General features: G+C 66.8%; 17 protein-coding genes. 13 read left to right on the top strand and 4 right to left on the bottom strand.

What is annotated here, in order from left to right:
* Nucleotides 1-5 precede the first annotated feature (5 nt).
* The 10 genes from J2X21_RS19405 to J2X21_RS19360 are packed head-to-tail and all read left to right on the top strand — an operon-like array spanning nt 6 to nt 10,842.
* Nucleotides 6-1,271, top strand: a complete 1,266-nt coding sequence (locus J2X21_RS19405; RefSeq protein WP_310331366.1) for an O-antigen ligase family protein — start codon at nt 6-8, stop codon at nt 1,269-1,271.
* Nucleotides 1,268-2,503 carry a glycosyltransferase family 4 protein gene (locus tag J2X21_RS19400; protein WP_310331365.1) on the top strand — a complete coding sequence of 412 codons (1,236 nt, stop codon included), beginning with the start codon at nt 1,268-1,270 and terminating at the stop codon, nt 2,501-2,503. Before J2X21_RS19405 ends, J2X21_RS19400 begins: the two co-directional genes overlap by 4 nt.
* Nucleotides 2,500-3,675, top strand: a complete 1,176-nt coding sequence (locus J2X21_RS19395; protein ID WP_310331364.1) for an N-acetyl sugar amidotransferase — start codon at nt 2,500-2,502, stop codon at nt 3,673-3,675. The genes J2X21_RS19400 and J2X21_RS19395 overlap by 4 nt, the downstream gene beginning before the upstream one ends.
* Nucleotides 3,672-4,286, top strand: a complete 615-nt coding sequence (hisH, locus tag J2X21_RS19390; protein WP_310331363.1) for an imidazole glycerol phosphate synthase subunit HisH — start codon at nt 3,672-3,674, stop codon at nt 4,284-4,286. The genes J2X21_RS19395 and hisH overlap by 4 nt, the downstream gene beginning before the upstream one ends.
* Nucleotides 4,287-4,290: 4 nt before the next feature.
* Nucleotides 4,291-5,088 carry an AglZ/HisF2 family acetamidino modification protein gene (locus J2X21_RS19385; RefSeq protein WP_310331360.1) on the top strand — a complete coding sequence of 266 codons (798 nt, stop codon included), beginning with the start codon at nt 4,291-4,293 and terminating at the stop codon, nt 5,086-5,088.
* A gap of 8 nt (nt 5,089-5,096) precedes the next feature.
* Nucleotides 5,097-6,134 (top strand): polysaccharide biosynthesis protein, encoded by a 1,038-nt coding sequence (locus J2X21_RS19380; protein WP_310331357.1) that lies wholly within the window; start codon nt 5,097-5,099, stop codon nt 6,132-6,134.
* Between the two features lies 1 nt (nt 6,135).
* Nucleotides 6,136-7,251: a UDP-2-acetamido-2,6-beta-L-arabino-hexul-4-ose reductase gene (gene wbjC / locus J2X21_RS19375; protein ID WP_310331355.1), complete on the top strand. Its 1,116-nt coding sequence runs from the start codon at nt 6,136-6,138 to the stop codon at nt 7,249-7,251.
* The gene (wecB, locus tag J2X21_RS19370) at nt 7,248-8,387 is read left to right on the top strand and encodes a non-hydrolyzing UDP-N-acetylglucosamine 2-epimerase (protein ID WP_310331352.1); all 1,140 of its coding nucleotides are present in this window, start codon (nt 7,248-7,250) and stop codon (nt 8,385-8,387) included. Before wbjC ends, wecB begins: the two co-directional genes overlap by 4 nt.
* Before the next feature lie 2 nt (nt 8,388-8,389).
* A complete protein-coding gene (locus tag J2X21_RS19365) occupies nt 8,390-9,613 on the top strand; it encodes a glycosyltransferase family 4 protein (RefSeq protein ID WP_310331351.1) in 1,224 nt (407 codons plus the stop codon).
* Nucleotides 9,610-10,842, top strand: a complete 1,233-nt coding sequence (locus J2X21_RS19360) for a glycosyltransferase family 4 protein (RefSeq protein WP_310331350.1) — start codon at nt 9,610-9,612, stop codon at nt 10,840-10,842. The genes J2X21_RS19365 and J2X21_RS19360 overlap by 4 nt, the downstream gene beginning before the upstream one ends.
* Here the strand turns inward: J2X21_RS19360 and J2X21_RS19355 are convergent.
* Genes J2X21_RS19355 through J2X21_RS19345 form a run of 3 tightly spaced genes read right to left on the bottom strand, consistent with a single transcriptional unit; the run spans nt 10,788 to nt 14,025 of the window.
* Nucleotides 10,788-11,654 carry a dTDP-4-dehydrorhamnose reductase family protein gene (locus J2X21_RS19355; RefSeq protein WP_310331349.1) on the bottom strand — a complete coding sequence of 289 codons (867 nt, stop codon included), beginning with the start codon at nt 11,652-11,654 and terminating at the stop codon, nt 10,788-10,790. The genes J2X21_RS19360 and J2X21_RS19355 overlap by 55 nt on opposite strands.
* A gap of 5 nt (nt 11,655-11,659) precedes the next feature.
* On the bottom strand, nt 11,660-12,580 hold the full coding sequence (locus J2X21_RS19350) for a glycosyltransferase family 2 protein (RefSeq protein WP_310331348.1): 921 nt from the start codon (nt 12,578-12,580) through the stop codon (nt 11,660-11,662).
* Nucleotides 12,577-14,025, bottom strand: coding sequence for an oligosaccharide flippase family protein (locus J2X21_RS19345; protein WP_310331347.1), 1,449 nt, complete (start codon nt 14,023-14,025; stop codon nt 12,577-12,579). Before J2X21_RS19345 ends, J2X21_RS19350 begins: the two co-directional genes overlap by 4 nt.
* A gap of 94 nt (nt 14,026-14,119) precedes the next feature.
* Between J2X21_RS19345 and J2X21_RS19340 the strand changes: the two genes are divergently transcribed.
* The 3 genes from J2X21_RS19340 to J2X21_RS19330 are packed head-to-tail and all read left to right on the top strand — an operon-like array spanning nt 14,120 to nt 17,354.
* Nucleotides 14,120-14,353: a hypothetical protein gene (locus tag J2X21_RS19340; protein ID WP_310331345.1), complete on the top strand. Its 234-nt coding sequence runs from the start codon at nt 14,120-14,122 to the stop codon at nt 14,351-14,353.
* On the top strand, nt 14,350-16,308 hold the full coding sequence (locus J2X21_RS19335; RefSeq protein WP_310331343.1) for a sulfatase family protein: 1,959 nt from the start codon (nt 14,350-14,352) through the stop codon (nt 16,306-16,308). Before J2X21_RS19340 ends, J2X21_RS19335 begins: the two co-directional genes overlap by 4 nt.
* Nucleotides 16,305-17,354 (top strand): sulfotransferase family protein, encoded by a 1,050-nt coding sequence (locus J2X21_RS19330; RefSeq protein WP_310331341.1) that lies wholly within the window; start codon nt 16,305-16,307, stop codon nt 17,352-17,354. Before J2X21_RS19335 ends, J2X21_RS19330 begins: the two co-directional genes overlap by 4 nt.
* A 7-nt stretch (nt 17,355-17,361) precedes the next feature.
* Here J2X21_RS19330 and J2X21_RS19325 read toward each other — a convergent pair whose 3' ends face one another.
* Entirely contained in the window at nt 17,362-18,558 is a 1,197-nt protein-coding gene (locus J2X21_RS19325; protein ID WP_310331339.1) for a type II secretion system F family protein, read from the bottom strand.
* Nucleotides 18,559-18,602: the final 44 nt, after the last annotated feature.

Here is an 18,602-nt window from a genome sequence, read left to right as displayed (position 1 = left end):
AGCCCATGAGCAGCATCGCCTCAGCCACCTCTGCGCCAGCGCCGATGGCCACCGGGTACTCGCGCCGGGAGCAGCGCAGCGACACCTTGGCAATGCTTAGTTTCGTGTTGCTGTTCCCAGCATTCTTCTACTACCAATCCGCCGTCGCCGTCGGCTTTGTGTCGAACTTCCTGGGCGGCTACTTCACGGCTGGAGCTGCGGTCACGCTGCCACTCTTGCTGGCGGCGCTGAGCTCTGCGCCCTACTTGCGCAAGATCAGCAGTTCGGCACCCACGACGCTGTTCGCGGCCTTCATGGTGATTTTCGGAGGCTACGTGGTGGTGGGTGGTCTGACGGGGGCCAACCCGGAGATCACCTCGACCTACTTCGCCTATCTGTTCAAGTTCACGGCCATCTTCTTGACTGCCACGCTGGTCAATGGCCAGAGCCCAAGCTTCCAGCGGCTGTGCCAGCTGCTTTTCCTGGGTGTCGTCGTCACAGCATTGACGACGGCGGCCGACGGCAAGTTCCTCGCAGCGGCCATCACGTCGGCACTGGGCGGCGACTTCTTCCTGGACTATCAAGGCCTAGCGTACGCCTACATCGTCATGCTGATCTTCGCGGCGCCATCGCTGAAGTACATGCTGCGTCTGTGCCTGTACGCAGCGTCGGTGGTGGCCTTGTTCCTGATTGGCGCGCGATCGGAGTTCGCGGGCTTCATCGTCATCGCACTGGTCATTGAGTTCTGCAAGGCGCGTTCGCGGCCACGCTTCGTGCTGACCCTCGGAATCATGGCGGGTGTTGCTGCACTGGCCTTCGTTCAGCTGGCAGATACCTTTGCAGACCACCGGATTTTTGCGCTGCTGGAGGTCGATGCCGACCAATCGGTGATCGAGCGCAACGATCTGCAGGAGGACGCGGTCGCGACCATCGAGCAGAACCCCATCTTCGGCAAGTACGCTAGCTATGAACAAGGGCACTACGCCCACAATATCCTTTCCGCCTGGGTCGATTTCGGCTTGTTGGGATTCCTGATCCTGGCTGGCTTCCTCGCCACGATGCTGGGCACGCAGCTGCGCATGTTCAGAACCCACGCACGCCATGACCTTTACGTGCAAAGCCTGGCTTGCACGGTGTTCACCGTACTGCTGATGCTCGTGGCCAAGCACTACACCTACCAAATGATTCCGGTCGCCGCAGGACTGGCGTATCGATTGCATTGCAAGTTGCGCGCGCCGCGCGCCGACAATCCGAGCGCCGAGGCGGGACTTCGAGGATCGAATCCATCATGAATGTTCTCTATCTGGACGGCGTCGGCCCGTTCGGCGGTGCGTCACGGAGCCTGTTTGAAGCCATCCGTTCGCTGCGCGAACGGGACGTCAACGCCTACTTCGTCGCTGCGCGAGGTACAGCGCTGGACCTCTATCGGACTGTGGCCGCCGACGCCGTCGACACGGCGGGCCTGAGCCGCTTCGACAACACAAATTACAGCCAATACCGCGGTATCCGCTGGCTGATCTTGCTGCGGGAAATCTTCCACTTTCCGCACACGCTGCTTGCGCTGTGGCGCGCCAAGAAGCGCTGGTCTCACATCGACTTGATCCATGTGAACGAGGTCACCGAGCTGATCCCGGGGTTGCTGGCGAAGGCCGCATTCGGCGTTCCATTGGTCGTGCATGTGCGATCAGCCCAATCCAAGCGCCCTACGTGGCGCACCCGCTGGATCACGAGCAGCCTGCGCAGACATGCGGACGCAATCATCGCCATCGATGAAACCGTTCGCTCGACGCTTGCACCCGATCTGCCGGTCGATGTCATCCAAAACTCGTTCACGGCCAAACCCGCATCGGTCGCGGATGAGCGCCTCACAACGCGGTTGAACGCGCTCCGCCCCACGTCGTTGAAAGTTGGCTTCGTGGGCAACCTTCATGTCTCCAAGGGCATCTTCGACCTCGTAGAAGCCGCCAGGCAGCTACGCCTTGAGGGGCGAGACGTCGAGTTCGTCATCGTCGGCGGTCACACCCGCCCCGGGCGGGGACTGAAAGGCTGGCTGTTGCGCCGCGCAGGCCTTGCTCAGGATGTGCATGCTGAACTGATCGAGCGCATCAACGAAGCCGGCGTCGCAGACTCATTCCATCTGCTGGGCGCGACACAGGACATCCAGCGAGCCTACGAGTACATGGATGTGATCGCGTTCCCCTCCCACTTTGACGCACCAGGGCGTCCGATCTTCGAGGCGGCGTTTTCCGCTGTGCCCTGCATCACCTGCATCAGCACACCGACCCCCGATACGCTGAAACCAGGAGAGACCGGCCTGACCGTTCCCGCAAGGTCTCCGGAAGCATTGGCACAGGCGATTCGCTCGTGCGAGGAAAATCGGGCCAACGTCAAGCGCATGGGCCTGAACGCCCAGGCCCTGGCGCGACAGAATTTCGACCCCGCGACCAATGCAGGCCGTCTGGCAGCGATCTACCAGCGCGTACGTCAAGGTCACGACTCCAACGGCCACACGCGGGCACGATGAACACATCTTCTTCTCTTTCCTCACCCAACGAGATGCGCCCCTACGCCATCTGCTCCCACTGCATCATGGACACGTCCGACCCGAACATCCGGTTCGACGACCGTGGCCATTGCGACTACTGCAACAACTACGACGCCACCATCGCCCCCAACTGGCATACGGATGAGCGCGGCGCCGCCAAGCTGGCAGCCCTCGCGGAGACGATTCGCGCCGCCGGCAAGGGCAAGGACTTCGACTGCATCATCGGCCTGTCCGGCGGCTTGGACAGCTCCTACGCTGCCTATGTCGCGAAGGAGAAGATGGGTCTGCGGCCGCTGCTCTTCCACGTGGATGCCGGCTGGAACACCGACCAGGCGGTGGGCAACATCGAGAAGCTCGTCGACGGTCTGGGGCTGGATCTCTACACCGAGGTGGTCAACTGGGAGGCCGTCAAGCGCATGCAGGTAGCGTTCTTGCGCGCCGGCATCCCCGACCAGGACCTGGTGCAGGACGCGGCCTTCTTCTCCGGCCTCTACAAGTTCGCGCGTCAGTACAACATCAAGCACATCATTACCGGCTCGAACTTCTCGACCGAGTGCTGCCGCGAGCCCGAGGAATGGGGCGGCTACCTGGGCATCGACAAGCGCCTGTTCGGCGACATCTGGGCCCGCTGCGGCGACGGCCAGCCCAACGACGAGTTCCCGCTGGTGGACATCCTGGTCTACAAGATCTGGTACCAGAAGGTGCTGGGCATGACGGTGCACCACCCGCTCAACTTCGTGCCCTACGTGAAGAAGGATGCCGAGGACGAGCTGGGGCAGCGCTACGGCTGGCAACGCTTCCAGCACAAGCATCACGAATCGCGCTTCACCCGCTTCTACGAGGACTACTGGCTGCCCCGCAAGTTCGGCTTCCACAAGCGTCGTGCGCACTTTTCCAGCCTGATCATGACGGGCCAGCTGACGCGCGATGCGGCGCTGGCGCGCATCGCCAAGCCGGAGATGGACGAGCACTTCCTGAAGCAGGAGTTCGAGTACGTCGCCCACAAGCTGGACCTCACCGTCGATGAGTTGCAGCAGATCTTCGACGCGCCGAACAAGACCTTCCGCGACTACAAGAACAAGCGCGACCTGATCGGCTTCGGCGCCAACGCGATGCGCCGGCTGGGCCTGGAGAAGAGGTTCTTCCGATGATTCGTGTCGTCGACTACGGCGTGGGCAACATCCAGGCTTTCATGACGATGTTCAAGCGCCTGGGGATAGACGCGGCGCGCGCCCGCACGGCCGACGAGCTGGCCGGTGCGACGCGGCTGATCCTGCCCGGCGTCGGCGCCTTCGACACCGCGATGACCCTGCTCGAGAAATCGGGCATGCGCCAGCGCCTGGACGAGATGGTGCTGGAGCACAAGGTACCGGTGCTGGGCATCTGTGTCGGCATGCAGATGCTGGCCAGCGGCAGCGACGAGGGCGAACTGCCGGGGCTGGGCTGGGTGCCCGGCCGCGTCAAGGCCTTCTCCGCGCAAGCGCAGTGCCGCGAGCTGCCCATGCCGCACATGGGGTGGAACGACCTGCAGGTCACGCCCGGCCACAAGCTCTTCACCGGCTTCGAGCCCGAACCGCGCTTCTACTTCCTGCACTCCTTCTACTTCGATGCCGAGGACAAGGCGGACGTCGCCGCGACGGCGGAATACGGCCTGAACTTCGACTGCATCGTCTCCAGGGGCCACATCCACGGCGTGCAGTGCCACCCTGAGAAGAGCCACCACTTCGGCGCCCAGCTGCTGAAGAACTTCGCGGAACTCTGACCCCATGCTCCGCCCCCGCATCATTCCCTGCCTGCTCGTCCACAAGGGCGGCCTCGTCAAGACCCAGGGCTTCAAGTCGCCCAAGTACGTGGGCGACCCCATCAACGCCGTCAAGATCTTCAACGAGAAGGAATCGGACGAGTTGATGGTGCTGGACATCGACGCCGCCACGAACAAGGCCGAGCCCAACTACGCCTTGATCGCCAAGCTGGCGGCCGAGTGCCGCATGCCGCTGTGCTACGGCGGCGGCGTGACCACGGCAGAACAGGCCTCGCGCATCATCGACCTCGGTGTGGAGAAGGTGTCCGTCAGCGCGGCCGCGGTCGCCGACCCGGCTCTGTTGACGCGCATGGCCGAGGCCATCGGCCGCCAGAGCGTGGTCGCCGTGCTGGACCTGCGCAAGAAGACCGGCCTGTTCAGCAAGGGCTACGAACTCTGCACGCACAACGCGCGCACGGCCCACAAGCTCGACCCCGTCGCCTTCGCGCAGCAACTGCAGCAGGCCGGCGCCGGCGAGATCGTCATCAATGCCGTGGACCGGGACGGGATGATGCAGGGCTACGATCTTGACCTGGCCAGGCAGATGCGCGCCGCGTTGAAGGTGCCGCTGACGATGCTGGGCGGCGCCGGCTCGCTGGACGACATGAAGGCACTGATCACCGCCTGCGGCGTCGTCGGCGCAGCAGCTGGCAGCCTGTTCGTGTTCAAAGGCTCCTACCGCGCCGTGCTGATCAACTACCCCACGCAGGCGCAGAAGGACGACATGTGCCGCACCGCACTGTCCGCACACCGCCAGCACTGAAGAATTCCATGTTCGACGACAAAACCCTGCTCATCACCGGCGGCACCGGCAGCTTCGGCAACGCGGTGCTGCGCCGCTTCCTCGACTCCGGCCTGCGCGAAATCCGCATCCTCAGCCGCGATGAGAAGAAGCAGGACGACATGCGCAAGAAGTACGCGCATCCCAAGCTCAAGTTCTACATCGGCGACGTGCGCGACCCGCGCGCAGTGGCCGGCGCGATGCGCGGCGTGGACTACTGCTTCCATGCCGCGGCGCTGAAGCAGGTTCCGTCGTGCGAGTTCCATCCGATGGAGGCCGTGCGCACCAATGTGCTGGGCACCGAGAACGTGCTGGACGCCGCCATCACCGCCGGCGTCAGCCGCGTCATCTGCCTGTCCACCGACAAGGCCGTCTACCCCATCAACGCGATGGGCATCTCCAAGGCCATGATGGAGAAGGTCATGGTCGCCGCGTCGCGCAACCTGGAAGGCACGGGCACCGTCATCTGCGGCACGCGCTACGGCAACGTGATGGCCTCGCGCGGCTCGGTCATCCCGCTGTTCGTCGACCAGTTCCGCGCCGGCAAGGCCTTCACGCTGACCGACCCGGCCATGACGCGCTTCATGATGACGCTGGACGATGCGGTCGAGCTGGTGCTGTATGCGTTCGAGCACGGCCGCAACGGCGACATCTTCGTGCAGAAGGCACCTGCCGCCACCATCCGCGTACTGGCCGAGGCGGTTCTCGCCGTGCTGGGCAAGCCCGACCATCCCATCCGCGAGATCGGCACCCGCCATGGCGAGAAGCTCTACGAGGCATTGCTGAGCCGCGAGGAGCGCGCCGGTGCCGAGGACCTCGGCGGCTACTACCGCATCCCGCCCGACGGTCGCGACCTCAACTACACCAAGTTCGTCGAGCAGGGCGAGGCCCGCATCCAGGCCGCCGAGGACTACACCTCGCACAACACCGAGCGGCTGGACGTGGCCGGCATGCAGGCCCTGCTGATGAAGCTGGACTTCATGCGCCGCATCGCCGCCGGCGAACAGAACGTCACGGCGGAAGACTGACATGCGCATCGGCATCACCGGCGCGTCGGGCTTCGTCGGCCGCAACCTGCAATGGCGCCTGCGCGAGGCGGGCCATACGGACGTGCGACTGGTCTCGCACCGGGCCGACGACGCGGAGCTGATCGAGCAGCTCACCGGCCTGGACTTCGTCTTCCACCTGGCCGGCGTGAACCGTCCGCAGGACCCCATCGAGTTCGACGACGGCAACGCCGACTTCAGCCTGCGCCTGGTCTCCATCCTGGGCAGCCTGCCGGGCCACCGGCCCGCGGTGGCGTTCGCATCGTCCACCCAGGCCACGCTGGACAACGTCTACGGCCGCAGCAAGCGCGCCGCCGAGGAAGCGCTGCTGCACTACCAGCACCAGTGCCGCGTGCCGGTCTACATCTTCCGGCTGACCAATGTGTTCGGCAAATGGTGCCGCCCCAACTACAACTCGGTGGTCGCGACGTTCTGTCACAACATCGCGCGTGACCTGCCCGTCACGATCAACGATCCGTCCGCGCCGCTTCGCCTGGTCTACATCGACGACGTGCTGGACCAGATGCTGGCACTGCTGGGCGCCACGCCGCCGGCACCGGGTTTCGTCGACATCGCGCCCACCTATGACACCACGGTCGGCGAACTGGCCGACTCGCTGCGCGGCTTCCGGGCCACGCGCGACGGGCTGATGACCGATCGCGTCGGCACGGGCCTGACGCGCGCGCTGTACGCCACCTACGTCAGCTACCTGCCGCCCGAGTCCTTTGCCTACTCGGTGCCCCGCCATGCCGACCCTCGCGGCACTTTCGTCGAGATGCTGAAGACGCCCGATTGCGGCCAGTTCAGTTACTTCACGGCCGGGCCCGGCGTCACGCGCGGCGAGCACTACCACCACACCAAGACCGAGAAGTTCCTCGTCATCAAGGGCACGGCACGGTTCGGTTTCCGCCACATCGACTCCGGCGAGACACACGAACTGGTCACCCGCGGCGGTGAAGCCCGCATCGTCGAGACCATCCCGGGCTGGACCCACAACATCACCAACATCGGCGACGACGAACTCATCGTCATGCTGTGGGCCAATGAGGTCTACGACCGCGCCCGCCCGGACACGACCGCCCTGAAGGTCAAGCCATGACACAGAAGAAGCTGAAGGTGCTGACCGTCGTCGGCACGCGCCCCGAGATCATCCGCCTGTCGCGCGTGATGGCCGCACTGGACGAGCACTGCGACCATGTGCTGGTGCACACCGGCCAGAACTACGACTACGAGCTGAACCAGGTCTTTTTCGACGACCTGGGCGTGCGCAAGCCCGCCCATTTCCTGAACGCCGCCCAGGGCGGCGCCGCGCAAACCATCGGCAACATCATCGGCGGCATCGACAAGGTGCTGGAGCAGGAGCAGCCCGAAGCCCTGCTGGTGCTGGGCGACACCAACAGCTGCCTGTCCGTCATCGCCGCCAAGCGCCGCAAGATCCCCATCTTCCACATGGAAGCCGGCAACCGCTGCTTCGACATGCGCGTGCCCGAGGAGACCAACCGCCGCATCGTCGACCACACGGCCGACATCAACCTCACCTACTCCACCATCGCACGCGACTACTTGCTGCGCGAGGGCCTGCCGCCCGATCAGGTCATCAAGACCGGCAGCCCGATGTTCGAGGTGCTGAGCCACTACCGCGACGGCATTGCCGCGTCCGACGTGCTGGCGCGACTGGGGCTCTCGGAGCAGGGCTACTTCGTCGTCAGCGCGCATCGCGAGGAGAACATCGAGTCGCCGCGCACCTTCGGCAAACTCGTGAGCGTGCTGAACGCGGTCGCGGAGGACCATGGCTTGCCAGTCATCGTGTCCACGCATCCGCGCACACAAAAACGCATCGACGCCGAAGGCATCACCTTCCACGCCGGCATCCGGCTGCTGAAACCGCTGGGCTTCCTCGACTACGTGCGCCTGCAGGCGTCGGCCCGTGCCGTGCTGTCGGACAGCGGCACCATCACCGAGGAATCCTCCATCCTGAACTTCCCCGCGCTGAACCTGCGCGAGGCGCACGAGCGCCCCGAGGGCATGGAAGAAGGCGCCGTGATGATGACCGGCCTGTCGGTGGACCGCGTGCGCCAGGGCTTGCAGTTGCTGGCTGGCCAGCCTCGCGGTGACGTGCGCGGCCTGCGCCTCGTGGCCGACTACAGCATGCCCAACGTGTCGGACAAGGTCGTGCGCATCATCCACAGTTACACCGACTACGTGAAGCGCGTCGTCTGGCGCGAGTACGACTGAGGATGCGCGTCCTCGTCGTCAGCCAGTACTTCTGGCCCGAGGTCTTTCGCGTCAATGAGATCGTCTCCGAGCTGAGCGCGCGCGGTCATGAGGTGACGGTACTGACGGGTCGACCCAACTATCCGGGCGGCCAGGTGTTCGACGACTACGCGGCCAACCCGGCCGCGTTCGCCCAGTACCACGGCGCGGAGGTCATCCGCTTGCCGCTGCGTCCGCGCGGCCACGGTTCGCTGCGCCTGCTGCTGAACTACTGGAGCTTCGTGTTCTGGGGCTGCCTGCTGGGCCCATGGAAGCTGCGCGGCCGCCGCTTCGACGCGATCTTCTGCTTCGAGACCTCGCCCATCACGTCGGCGCTGCCTGCCGTGCTGTTGCGGCGCCTCAAGCGCGCGCCGCTGCTGCTGTGGGTGCTGGACCTGTGGCCGGACACGCTGTCGGCGGTGGGCATGGTCAAGAGCGAGCGCGGCCTGAATGCGGTCGGCGCGCTGGTGCGATTCATCTACAAGCGCTGCGATCTCATCCTCGCGCAATCGCGCGGTTTCTTCCCCGCCATCGAACGCTGGTCGAACGCACCGGCCAAGACACGCTACTTCCCGCAATGGGGCGAGGCGGCCTTCGACGGCGACCTGGACGACGTGGCCGAAGCCCCTGAGCTGGCGCCGCATGCCGGGCGCTTCAAGCTGATGTTCGCCGGCAATATCGGCGATGCCCAGGACTTCCCTGCCCTGCTCGATGCGGCCGAGGCCACGCGGCACCGCTCCGACATCCACTGGCTCATCGTCGGCGACGGCCGTCAGGCCAGCTGGGTGCGCGAGCAGATCCAGGCCCGCAGCCTGCAGGACACGGTGTTCATGCTGGGCCGCCATCCGCTGGAGCGCATGCCCGAGTTCTTCAAGGGCGCCGATGCATTGATCGTGTCGCTGAAGGCCGAGCCCATCTTCGCCATGACCATTCCGGGCAAGGTCTCGGCCTATCTGTCGGCCGGTCGTCCCATCCTGGCCATGCTGGACGGCGAAGGCAGCCGCGTCATTTCCGAGGCCGGTGCCGGTCTGGCCGCTCCCGCTGGCGACGCCGCAGCGCTTGCAGGGCAGGCGCTGGCACTGGTCGCCACGCCAATCACGGAACGCCAGGCGATGGGAGTACGCGCCCGTGCCTATGCCCGCCGCGAGTTTGACCGCGCCACGCTGATCACGCAGCTCGAGACCTGGCTGCGCGAGGTGAGCCGTTGAGCTCCGCGGCCGCGCCGCCCGCCGGCGCGCGGCCGCGCGTGCTGATGCTGAGCCCGTACTTCCCGCCCGCCGAGCAGGGCGGTGGATCGGTGCAGGCCGTGCTGAACCTGACACGCCATCTGCGCGACGACTTCGAGTTCGTGGTCGCCACCCGCGACCACGACCTGCGCGGCACCCAGCCCTTCAGTGCCGCCAGCCAGCATGCGGCGCGCCAGGCCACCGGGCTGGACATCCATTACCTGGCTGGTGGCATGAGCGGCGCACGCCAGCTGCACAGCCTGCTGCGGCAACCTTTCGACCTCGTCTACCTGCACAGCCTGATGGCACCCGACCTGGGTCTGTGGCCGCTGCTGTGCCGACGCTGGCTTGCCGCTGCCCACGGCCCGTTGCTGGTCGCGCCGCGCGGCGAACTGATGCCTGGCGCGCTGGCACAGCGCTCACGCGCCAAGCGTGTCTACCTGGCCCTCCTGCGCGGAACCGGATTGCTGCGCGGCGTGCAGTTCCACGCCACCGGCAGCGACGAGGCGCAGGCCATCCAGGCGGCCCTGGGTGGCTCAGCGCCCCCCCATGTGGCGGCCGACCTGCCGCCGCCCCAGTTGCCCGCCACCGAAACCGATGACGCGCCACGGCGGCCGGGCCCGCTGCGTGTGCTGTTTCTGTCCCGAATCGATCCCGTCAAGAACCTCGGCTTTGCACTGAAGGTCGTGTCTGGCATGTCCTGCGAGATCGAGTTCGACATTGCCGGGCCCATCGGCAACGATCAGGTCTGGGCCGACTGTCAGGGCTTGATGCGGGCGCTCCCCGCCCACATCCGCACGCGCTATCTAGGCGCCGTCGCGCACGCCGAGGTCGCGCCGATGATGGCCGCGCACGATGTCTTCTTCCTGCCAACGCTGGGCGAGAACCACGGCTACGTCGTCGCCGAGGCCCTGGCGGCCGGCTGCCCGGTGCTGCTGAGTGATCGGACGCCGTGGCGTGGTCTGCAGTCGGCGGGCGTGGGTGCCGACCTGCCACTGGACGATGTGCTGGCATTCCAGCGGGTTCTGGCGACGCAGGCCGCGATGTCCAACGACGAACGCCGGGAACAACGCGCGCGCTGTCGCACATATGCACAGCAGCGGTTGACGGCAGACGCATCGGTCGCCGCGATGCGGGAGCTGCTGACCCGGCTCGCTCAGCCGAACGCGCGCATCGTCTCGACAAGCGCCGGCCAGTCGGGCGGGCGGTAGCCGGTCACGGACTGGAAGCGCTGCCCGTCCAGCGAACGGTCGATTACCAGGGTCGGCACGGCCTTCAGCTCGTTCTCGCTGCGATAGATCTGCGCCACCAGCTTGAGCAGTTCGTACTTGTTGATCGTGGGACCGGCCACGTGATAGATGCCTCGCAGTGACGGGTCGGTCAGCACGTGCTGCTCGATGACCCGCGCCAACTCCACCGTCGGCAGCGCCGAGAAGATGGCGTTGCTGTAGCCCGGCACCACGCCTCGCTGTGACAGGAACCAGCCCAGCAGCGCATGGGCGGAGGTCATTTCGTGGCCGATGATGGATGTGCGCAGCGTGACGGCATGCGGCGCACTCACCTCGCCCATCAGCTTGCTGCGACCATACAAGTCCTCGGCATCGGCCACATCATCTTCGCGGTAGCCACCACGCCGGCCGGAGAACACGCAGTCGGTGCTGATGTGCACCAGCCGGGCCTCGTGAGCCTGGCACAGGCGCGCCAGGCGGTGCGGCAGCAAGGCATTGATGGGAATGGCCGTGGCCGGGTGATCCGCACCGGTCAGTTGCTTGACCACGCCGATGCAGTTGATGACCACGTCGGGCCTGACCTGGTCGAACAGTTGCCGCAGGGAGTCCAGCCGAGCCGCGTCCACGCCGGCCACGATTGCCGCATCCGGCACGCGCTGGCGCAATTCGCTTGCGGCCTCGGCGGTGCGGACTGCCCCCACGACCTCATAACCCGACAGTGGCGCGAACCACCGCAACACCGCATGCCCCAACATGCCATTGGCGCCCAACACCAGAAGCTTGCGCTTGCTCATCACCATCACTCTTTGACGCGCCGGCCAAAATAGGCTCGACGAAGGAACCCCACGGCGATCTGTCGCCACATGCCCAATTCAAGCAGCAATCCGGGCCTGAGGCTGAACGCCTGCAGATAGTGCCGCAGCGATTGCCATGGCCGTCCCGACTGCGCGTGATTCTTGCCTGAGAGGCCATGCGCGCGCGCCACGGAGCGCCTGGCCAACGCCGGCGGCGTTTCAGGGCGGGCTGCCCAGTGTCCTTGGATCACGGCCACGATCTCTTCCGCCCGCGCCACCGGCATGACGCGGTAGGAGGCCGAGCCCTCGTGAATGCGGTACTCGGACAGACAGAACGGCACGCGCAGGAAGTCGCCTCGCTCCGCCACACGCAGCCAGAACTCGAAGTCGGGCACCTGCCGGCGACGCGGATCCCATCCTCCGGTGGCATCGAAGACCTCACGCCGGAAAAGCGCGCCCACCCCAGGGGCACACACCAGGTTCTCCAGCATGGCTCGGCGGTCGAACTCGGGAGCCTGAACCTGGCGCAGACGGTTTCCGGCTGGGTCGATGAGCCAGAAGTCGGCATACACCAAGGAGACATCCGGTCGCCGCTGCAAGCTCGCGACCAGACGGCTGACCGCACCGGGCAGCAACACGTCGTCGGAACTCAGATAGCCGAGGATCTCGCCCTGGCAGACCGCCCAGCCCCGATTCAGCGTTTCGGCCTGACCCGCATTGGCCTGGGTCTGGACCTTCACGCGATCGGGGAACTCCGCCGCCACGGCTTGCGCCACGGCAAGGCTGTCGTCGCTGGAGCCGTCGTCGATGACAAGGTACTCCAGGTTGGCGTAGTCCTGTGTCAGCACGCTGCGCATCGCCGCCGCCAGGTACTCGCCCTGGTTGTAGGCCGGCGTGACGATGCTGACCTTGGGCAGCACCGTCATGACAAGCCTCCCGCTGCCGCACTCGCCAGGGCCTCGCGCGTACGCCAACGCCAGGCCAGCACCGTGACAGCAGCCACCAGGGCGCTCCACAACAGCAGCCTCAGCGGCAGGCTGTCCCAACTCGCGGCGACGAACAGCAAACCGGCCAGCAGCACGGCGCCACCCCACGTACGCGAGGGCCAACCTCGGCGCTCAGCCCCGCACAGCGCGAACAGACTGACACAGTCCACCGCCATGCGGAGCAGCCAGGCGATGGCTGCCCCTTGCAGCCCCCAAATCGTGCTCAGCCCCCACAGCAGCAGTAGAAACAGCGGGAACTCGACCACCTGCAGCAGCGCCGGTGCGCGGTAGCGGCCGCGCGCGTGCAGCCAGGTCAGCGCGATGTGGGCCACGCAGTTGATCTGTATGCCCAGCGCGAACCAGACCAGCAGCGGCCCACTGTGCATCGCGATCTCGGGGCCCAGCCACAGGCCCAGCAGCTCATGCGAGAACAGGGCCAGGCCCAGCGTGAGGGGCAGCAACGCCATGAAGATGGCCGCCACCGCCGCATCGAACAGACGCCACGAGCCTTCGCCCGCCTCCGTCGCACGGGTCGCGAACTCCGGCAGCAGCACCGCCGTCAGCGCGCCGGGGATGATCCACAGCTTGGTCACGATCTCCTGCGGCGCCGCGTAGTACGCGGCCGCCGTGCCCGACACGACGATGCCCAGGAAGAAACGGTCCGAGTAGCCCATCAGCGGACTGATCACATTGCCCACGGTGAGCCAGCCGCCAGCCCGCAGCAGCGGCGCGCACCGGGCGCCCTCCCAGCGCCACAGGCCGCGCAGCATGTGCAGCACGCGCATCACCAGGGCGCCGTGGGCCAGCAGCGCCGCGAGCCGCCCGAACGCCAGCGCGGCGGCGATGTCGCCCAGGTCCGGCTCGCGCCAGGCAGCAATGGCCCACGGCCCCGCAAACGTCCACAGGCCCAATGGCAATCGGATGGCATTGATGCCTCGGAAAGCATGGCAGGCCTCAAGCGCACCACGCATCGCAGTGGACATCAGCGTCAGCGGCAGGGCGGCGGCCATCCATCGAAGCGCCACGACCAACCGTTCGGCCTCGGTGGTCGTGGTCAACAACGCGGCGAGAGCCGGCGCGGCCCACCAAAGCACCACCGCGAGCAACAGGCCCAGGCCCGCGACCAGCGCGGCCACGGTGCCACCGATGGCCCCCGCCTCCGCCCAACGCTGCCGGCTGACGGCGGGCGCCAGTTGCTGCGTCAGCGCACGCGGCAAACCGAGATCGAACAAGCCCATGTAGCTGACCAGTGCCCACAGCAGCGTCAGCCAGCCGAATCGTTCGGTGCCCAGCAGGCGCAACAGCTCCGGTATCGCCAGCAACGCCAGCAACAGCGGAAGGCCCATGCCCAGCAGGTTGTAGAAGGAATGTCGGGCGATGCGCAAGTTGGCGGCCGCAGCGGGAGGCAGCCGGCGATTCTAGGGTGAGGGCCTCGATAGAATGGCCGCCCTCTTTCGTGCACGCCGCTGGTCCTCATCCATGCCGACCTCCAAGCGCCCCTGGCGAACCAGCCTCTCCCTGATCCTGCTGCTGTGGCTGTCCTTGACCAGCCCGGCCTTCGCCTACATCGACCCGAACGCGGGCGGCATGCTGTTCCAGCTGCTGGCGCCCGTGATGGCGGCGATCGTCGGTGGCTGGCTGTTCCTGCGGCGCTGGATTTCCGACTGGGCGCGCCGGGCCTGGCAGCGGCTGACCGGCCGCAAGCCTGAATGAGCGCCGCCGCAGCCGCTCCCTCGACCGCCATCCCTGCTGCCAGCCTGTGGCGCTGCTTCGGCGCCGCCCATGCGGCGCTGAGCATCCTGTGGATGCCGTGGGCGTTGCTCAAGCAGGTCGATGCCTTCCTGGGCTTCCTGACGCCGGTCGAGCTGCTGCGCGACGTCGCGCTGGCTCTGTTGGTGCTGGCCGTGCCGGCATTGATCATTGCCATGGTTGCGATGCTGGGGGCAGGCTTGGCCCGCAGGCTCGGCGCTGGCGAGCCTGCCGCCCACGCCCTGGCCTGGGGCCTGCTGATCGTGCCGGTGGGTTGGGTCTGTCTCTGGCAGTTTGGCTCGGCCGGCTGGGCTTGGCTGCGCACGGTGTCCGGCACCTCGCTGAGCCTCAATTCCCACCTGCGCGTGGGCGCGGCCGTCGCGCTGCTGTTGCTGGCCTACGCGCTCGGCCGCCAAGGCCGCTGGCGCGGGCTGGTGGGCAAGACCGTGCAGGCGCTGCTGGGCCTGCGGGGCTTGGCGCTGCTGGCGCTGGCCCTGTCCTGCGGCTGGCTTCTGCTGCAACCGCCCCGACTGCTGGGACCGGCCGATGCGCCGGCCGTCCCACCGGCCGCCGCGGACCAGCCCGATGTCTTCCTGTTCACCATTGACACGCTGGCCGCACAGGACGCGATGGTCTGCGGCGACGGCCCCACGCTGATGCCTCGGCTGCGCGAATTCGCACGGCAGGCCACCTGCTTCGACCGGCACTACGCCAGCGCCAACTTCACGACGCCCAGCACCGCCACGTTGGAGACCGGTGCGCTGCCGTGGACGCACTGGGGCGTGCAGATCGTGGCCAAGATGTCGGCCGACGTGCGCGACCACACGCTGGCCCGGCGCCTGCGCGAGCAAGGCTACGAGACGCACTCCATCAGCGCCAACCTGATGGCCAGCCCGCGCCACCATGGCAGCTTCGCGCACTACGACACCGACACCATCTCACCGTCTCCATCACTAGGTCTGAAGCCCCGCCGGGCGCTGACGCTGTTCCCCGACACGACCCTGCCGTTCTGGCTCTCCGGCCTGGTGCCCTTCCTGGACACGTTAGACGTCTACCGCTTCGCCGAGCACAACCCCTTCCCGCCCGAGCTGAGCTACGCAGCGGCGAAGCAGCAACTGGCCAAGGCGCATCGCCCGGTGTTCATGTGGGTGCACACGCTGCCGCCGCACGACCCCTATCTGGCCCCTGAAGGCTTCAAGTACCAGTTGCTGCCACAGGGAGAGCTGGACCGCTGGTCGCAGATGCTGGGCATGGGCCATTACACGCCGGCTCAGCAGACCGTCATCGACAAGCACCGGCTGCGCTACCGCGAGTCCATCATGGCTGCGGACGCCGCGCTGGGGCGCTTCCTGGACGACCTGCGCCAGTCGGGACGCCTGGACAAGGCCATCGTGGCCATCACGTCCGACCACGGCGAATCGTTTGAGCACGGCTTCATGGGTCATGCCGGCGAGACGATGAACGAAGGCGTGCTACGCGTGCCGCTCGTGATCAAGCTGCCCGGGCAGAGCACCGGCCGTGTCGTGTCGCAGCCTGTCAGCCTGGCCGACGTGGCGCCGACACTGGCCGACCTGGCGGGCGGCGGCGGCCTGCCCCGGGCCGATGGCCGCAGCCTGAAGCCGGCACTGCTCGGTGACACTCTGCCGGCGCGACCGGTGCTGAGCATGGCGATGGAACGCCAGAGCCGTTTTGCGCCGATTGGCCAAGGTCACTACGTGCTCATTGACGGCGATCACAAGCTGACCTACGACGCGGCTGCGCGCACGGCGACGCTGCACGACCTGGCCGCGGACCCGCGCGAGACAACGGACCTGATGGCCACACAGCCTGAACTCGGTGCGCGGCTGCGGGCCGACCTGGAAGCCCGGCTCGCGCAGGTCGAGCAGCTGCGCGCGCGTCAGTTCGGCGGTACGCGATGAGCGCGCGCAGCCCGCTGCACACCGTCGACGCCGCGCTGCTGGCATGGCTGCGCGGCTCACCGCTGTGGCGGGACTTGCCGCTGACGACTCGCGCGCAGCTGCGTTGGAAGTCCCACTGGGCCACGCTCAACCGCCGGCTCAGCGATGCCCGCGTGGCCTCGGCGCCCGCGCTGGCGCCGCCGCTGTTCATCGTCGGCCCCTGGCGCAGCGGCACCACGGTCATGCACGAACTGCTGACCGCGCTGACTGGCCTGCCCACGCCGCAGACCTGGCAGTGCATGAACGCCAGCTCCTTCATGCTGCTGCCGCCGCCCGCGCAGACGCAAGCCGTCGCGCGGCCGATGGACGGGCTGGAGATCAGCGCACTATCGCCGCAGGAAGATGAGTTCGCGCTGTTGACACTCGGGGTGGACTCTGTCTACCGGGCCTTCCTGATGCCGGAGCGGTTGGCGGAGCTGCAGCACACGCTGACGCCCGCCTACTGGGACGCCCAGGCTGCAGACTGGTTGCCGCGCTTTGAGCGTTTCATGGCTGGCGTGCTGCACACCACAGGCCGGGCCGGTGAGCGCCTGATCCTGAAGTCCCCCAATCACAGCTTCAGGTTGCCAGCACTGCTGAAGCGCTTTCCCGGCGCACAGGTCGTCTGGATGGTTCGCGACGGCGCCGACGTGCTGCACTCCAACCGCAAGATGTGGCAGGCGATGTTTGCCGAGCACAGCCTCACGGCGAGCACGACCGAGGCGCTGGACGGGGTACTCGGAGCGGCGCTGGAAGGATGTGCCGGTGTGCTGCAAGGGCTGAGCGACACCCCCTCGCTGGCGGGGCGCTGGGTTCCCTGTCGACACGCAGATTTGGTTGCTGACCCACGGTCCACAGTCGCGGCGGTGGTCCAACAACTGGGCCTGCAACGCAAAGACGAAGCAGCCCTGGACCTGGCACTGGCGCGTGCCGGCCGCGGACGCATTGAGCACTACGACCGACCGGTGCCGGCCGCCGCGCAAGCGGGTGTTACCGCGCTGGACCGCGCACAGGCGCGAATCGGTTGACCTGACCTTAGATCAGCGTGTCGAAGCTGGTGATGGCCATCATGACAGCGACCATGACGACACCAATCACTGCACCGATCAGCAGGATGGCGATGGGCTCGATCAACCCCAACATGCGCTTTTGCAGCAATGCTGCGGCCTCTCCCTGCGTGCGCCCCAACGCCTGAAGCATCCGCGGTAGTTCGCCGGAGCGCTCGCCAACGCGGATCAGGTTGAGCCGGGTCTTGGGAAACCAGGCCTGCGTCGCGAGACCGTCGCTGAGCGTCTGGCCCTGCTGCAGCCCTTTCATCGCGCGCTCCAGGCCCATCTTCAGGGCATCCAGGCGCAACACCCCCTGCGCCAGCTGCATGGCAGTCAGCACGGGCACGCGGTTCGCAAGCAGCGCGCCGAGCACCGTGGCCCAGCGCCCGATCTCGGCCTGCACCAGCCATGGGCCGACCACCGGCACGCGTTGCAGGAACTGCAGCAGTCCATGTCGCACCGACGGTCGCGCCAGCGCCGTGACAACACCGGCCACGAGCAGCCCCAGCAACAGCAGCGCCTCGAACAGGTGGGCCCGCACGAACACGCCGGATTCGATGACCCAGCGCGAGAGATCAGGCACCTGGCGGCTGCCACGGATCAGGCTGGCGAACTTCGGCACCACGCCGACGAAGATGAAGAAGACTGCCAGGCTGCCTGCTCCCACCAAAACGCTCGGGTAGATCAGCGCGCTGCGCAGATCCTCGCCCGCCTTACGGCTCAGCTCCATCTGGTCTGCGGCATCTTGCAGTGACTGGGCGAGTTCACCGCTGGCCTCCCCCGCCTGCGTCAGCGCTATCACGTAGCTGGGCATGCCGAGCTGCTCCGTGCGTAGCGCGTCGGACAACCGGCCGCCACCGCGAACATGGGCTTCCATCGCAGCCATCGCCGGCCCCAACGCCTGCTGGTCATAGGCCTGGACCAGGCTGTACAGCGCGTCCCCCAGTGCCACGCCCGCGGCCAGCAAGGTGGCCAGTTCGCGCAACAGCACCACCTGGTCAGCCAACTTGATCGACGCGAGTCGCTGTCGGCGTACCGGACGTCTGGCTTCTTGGGTCTTCAACTGAACCGGTGTCAACCCCTGCGCAGCGAGTTGCTCCATGGCATCGGCGGTATCGCGAGCCTCCAGATGTCCGCTGTGAGGCCGGCCACTGGTGTCACGCGCCTGGTAGTCAAAGCGCATCGGATCTCCCGCGCCTAAGCACATCCTGCATGCAGTCCGCCCAC

The sequence above is a fragment of the Roseateles asaccharophilus genome (assembly GCF_031458115.1).
Classification (GTDB): domain Bacteria; phylum Pseudomonadota; class Gammaproteobacteria; order Burkholderiales; family Burkholderiaceae_C; genus Pelomonas; species Pelomonas asaccharophilus_A.
The sequence above is the reverse complement of the archived record's forward strand: the minus strand, read 5'-3'. Positions and strand labels throughout refer to the sequence as shown.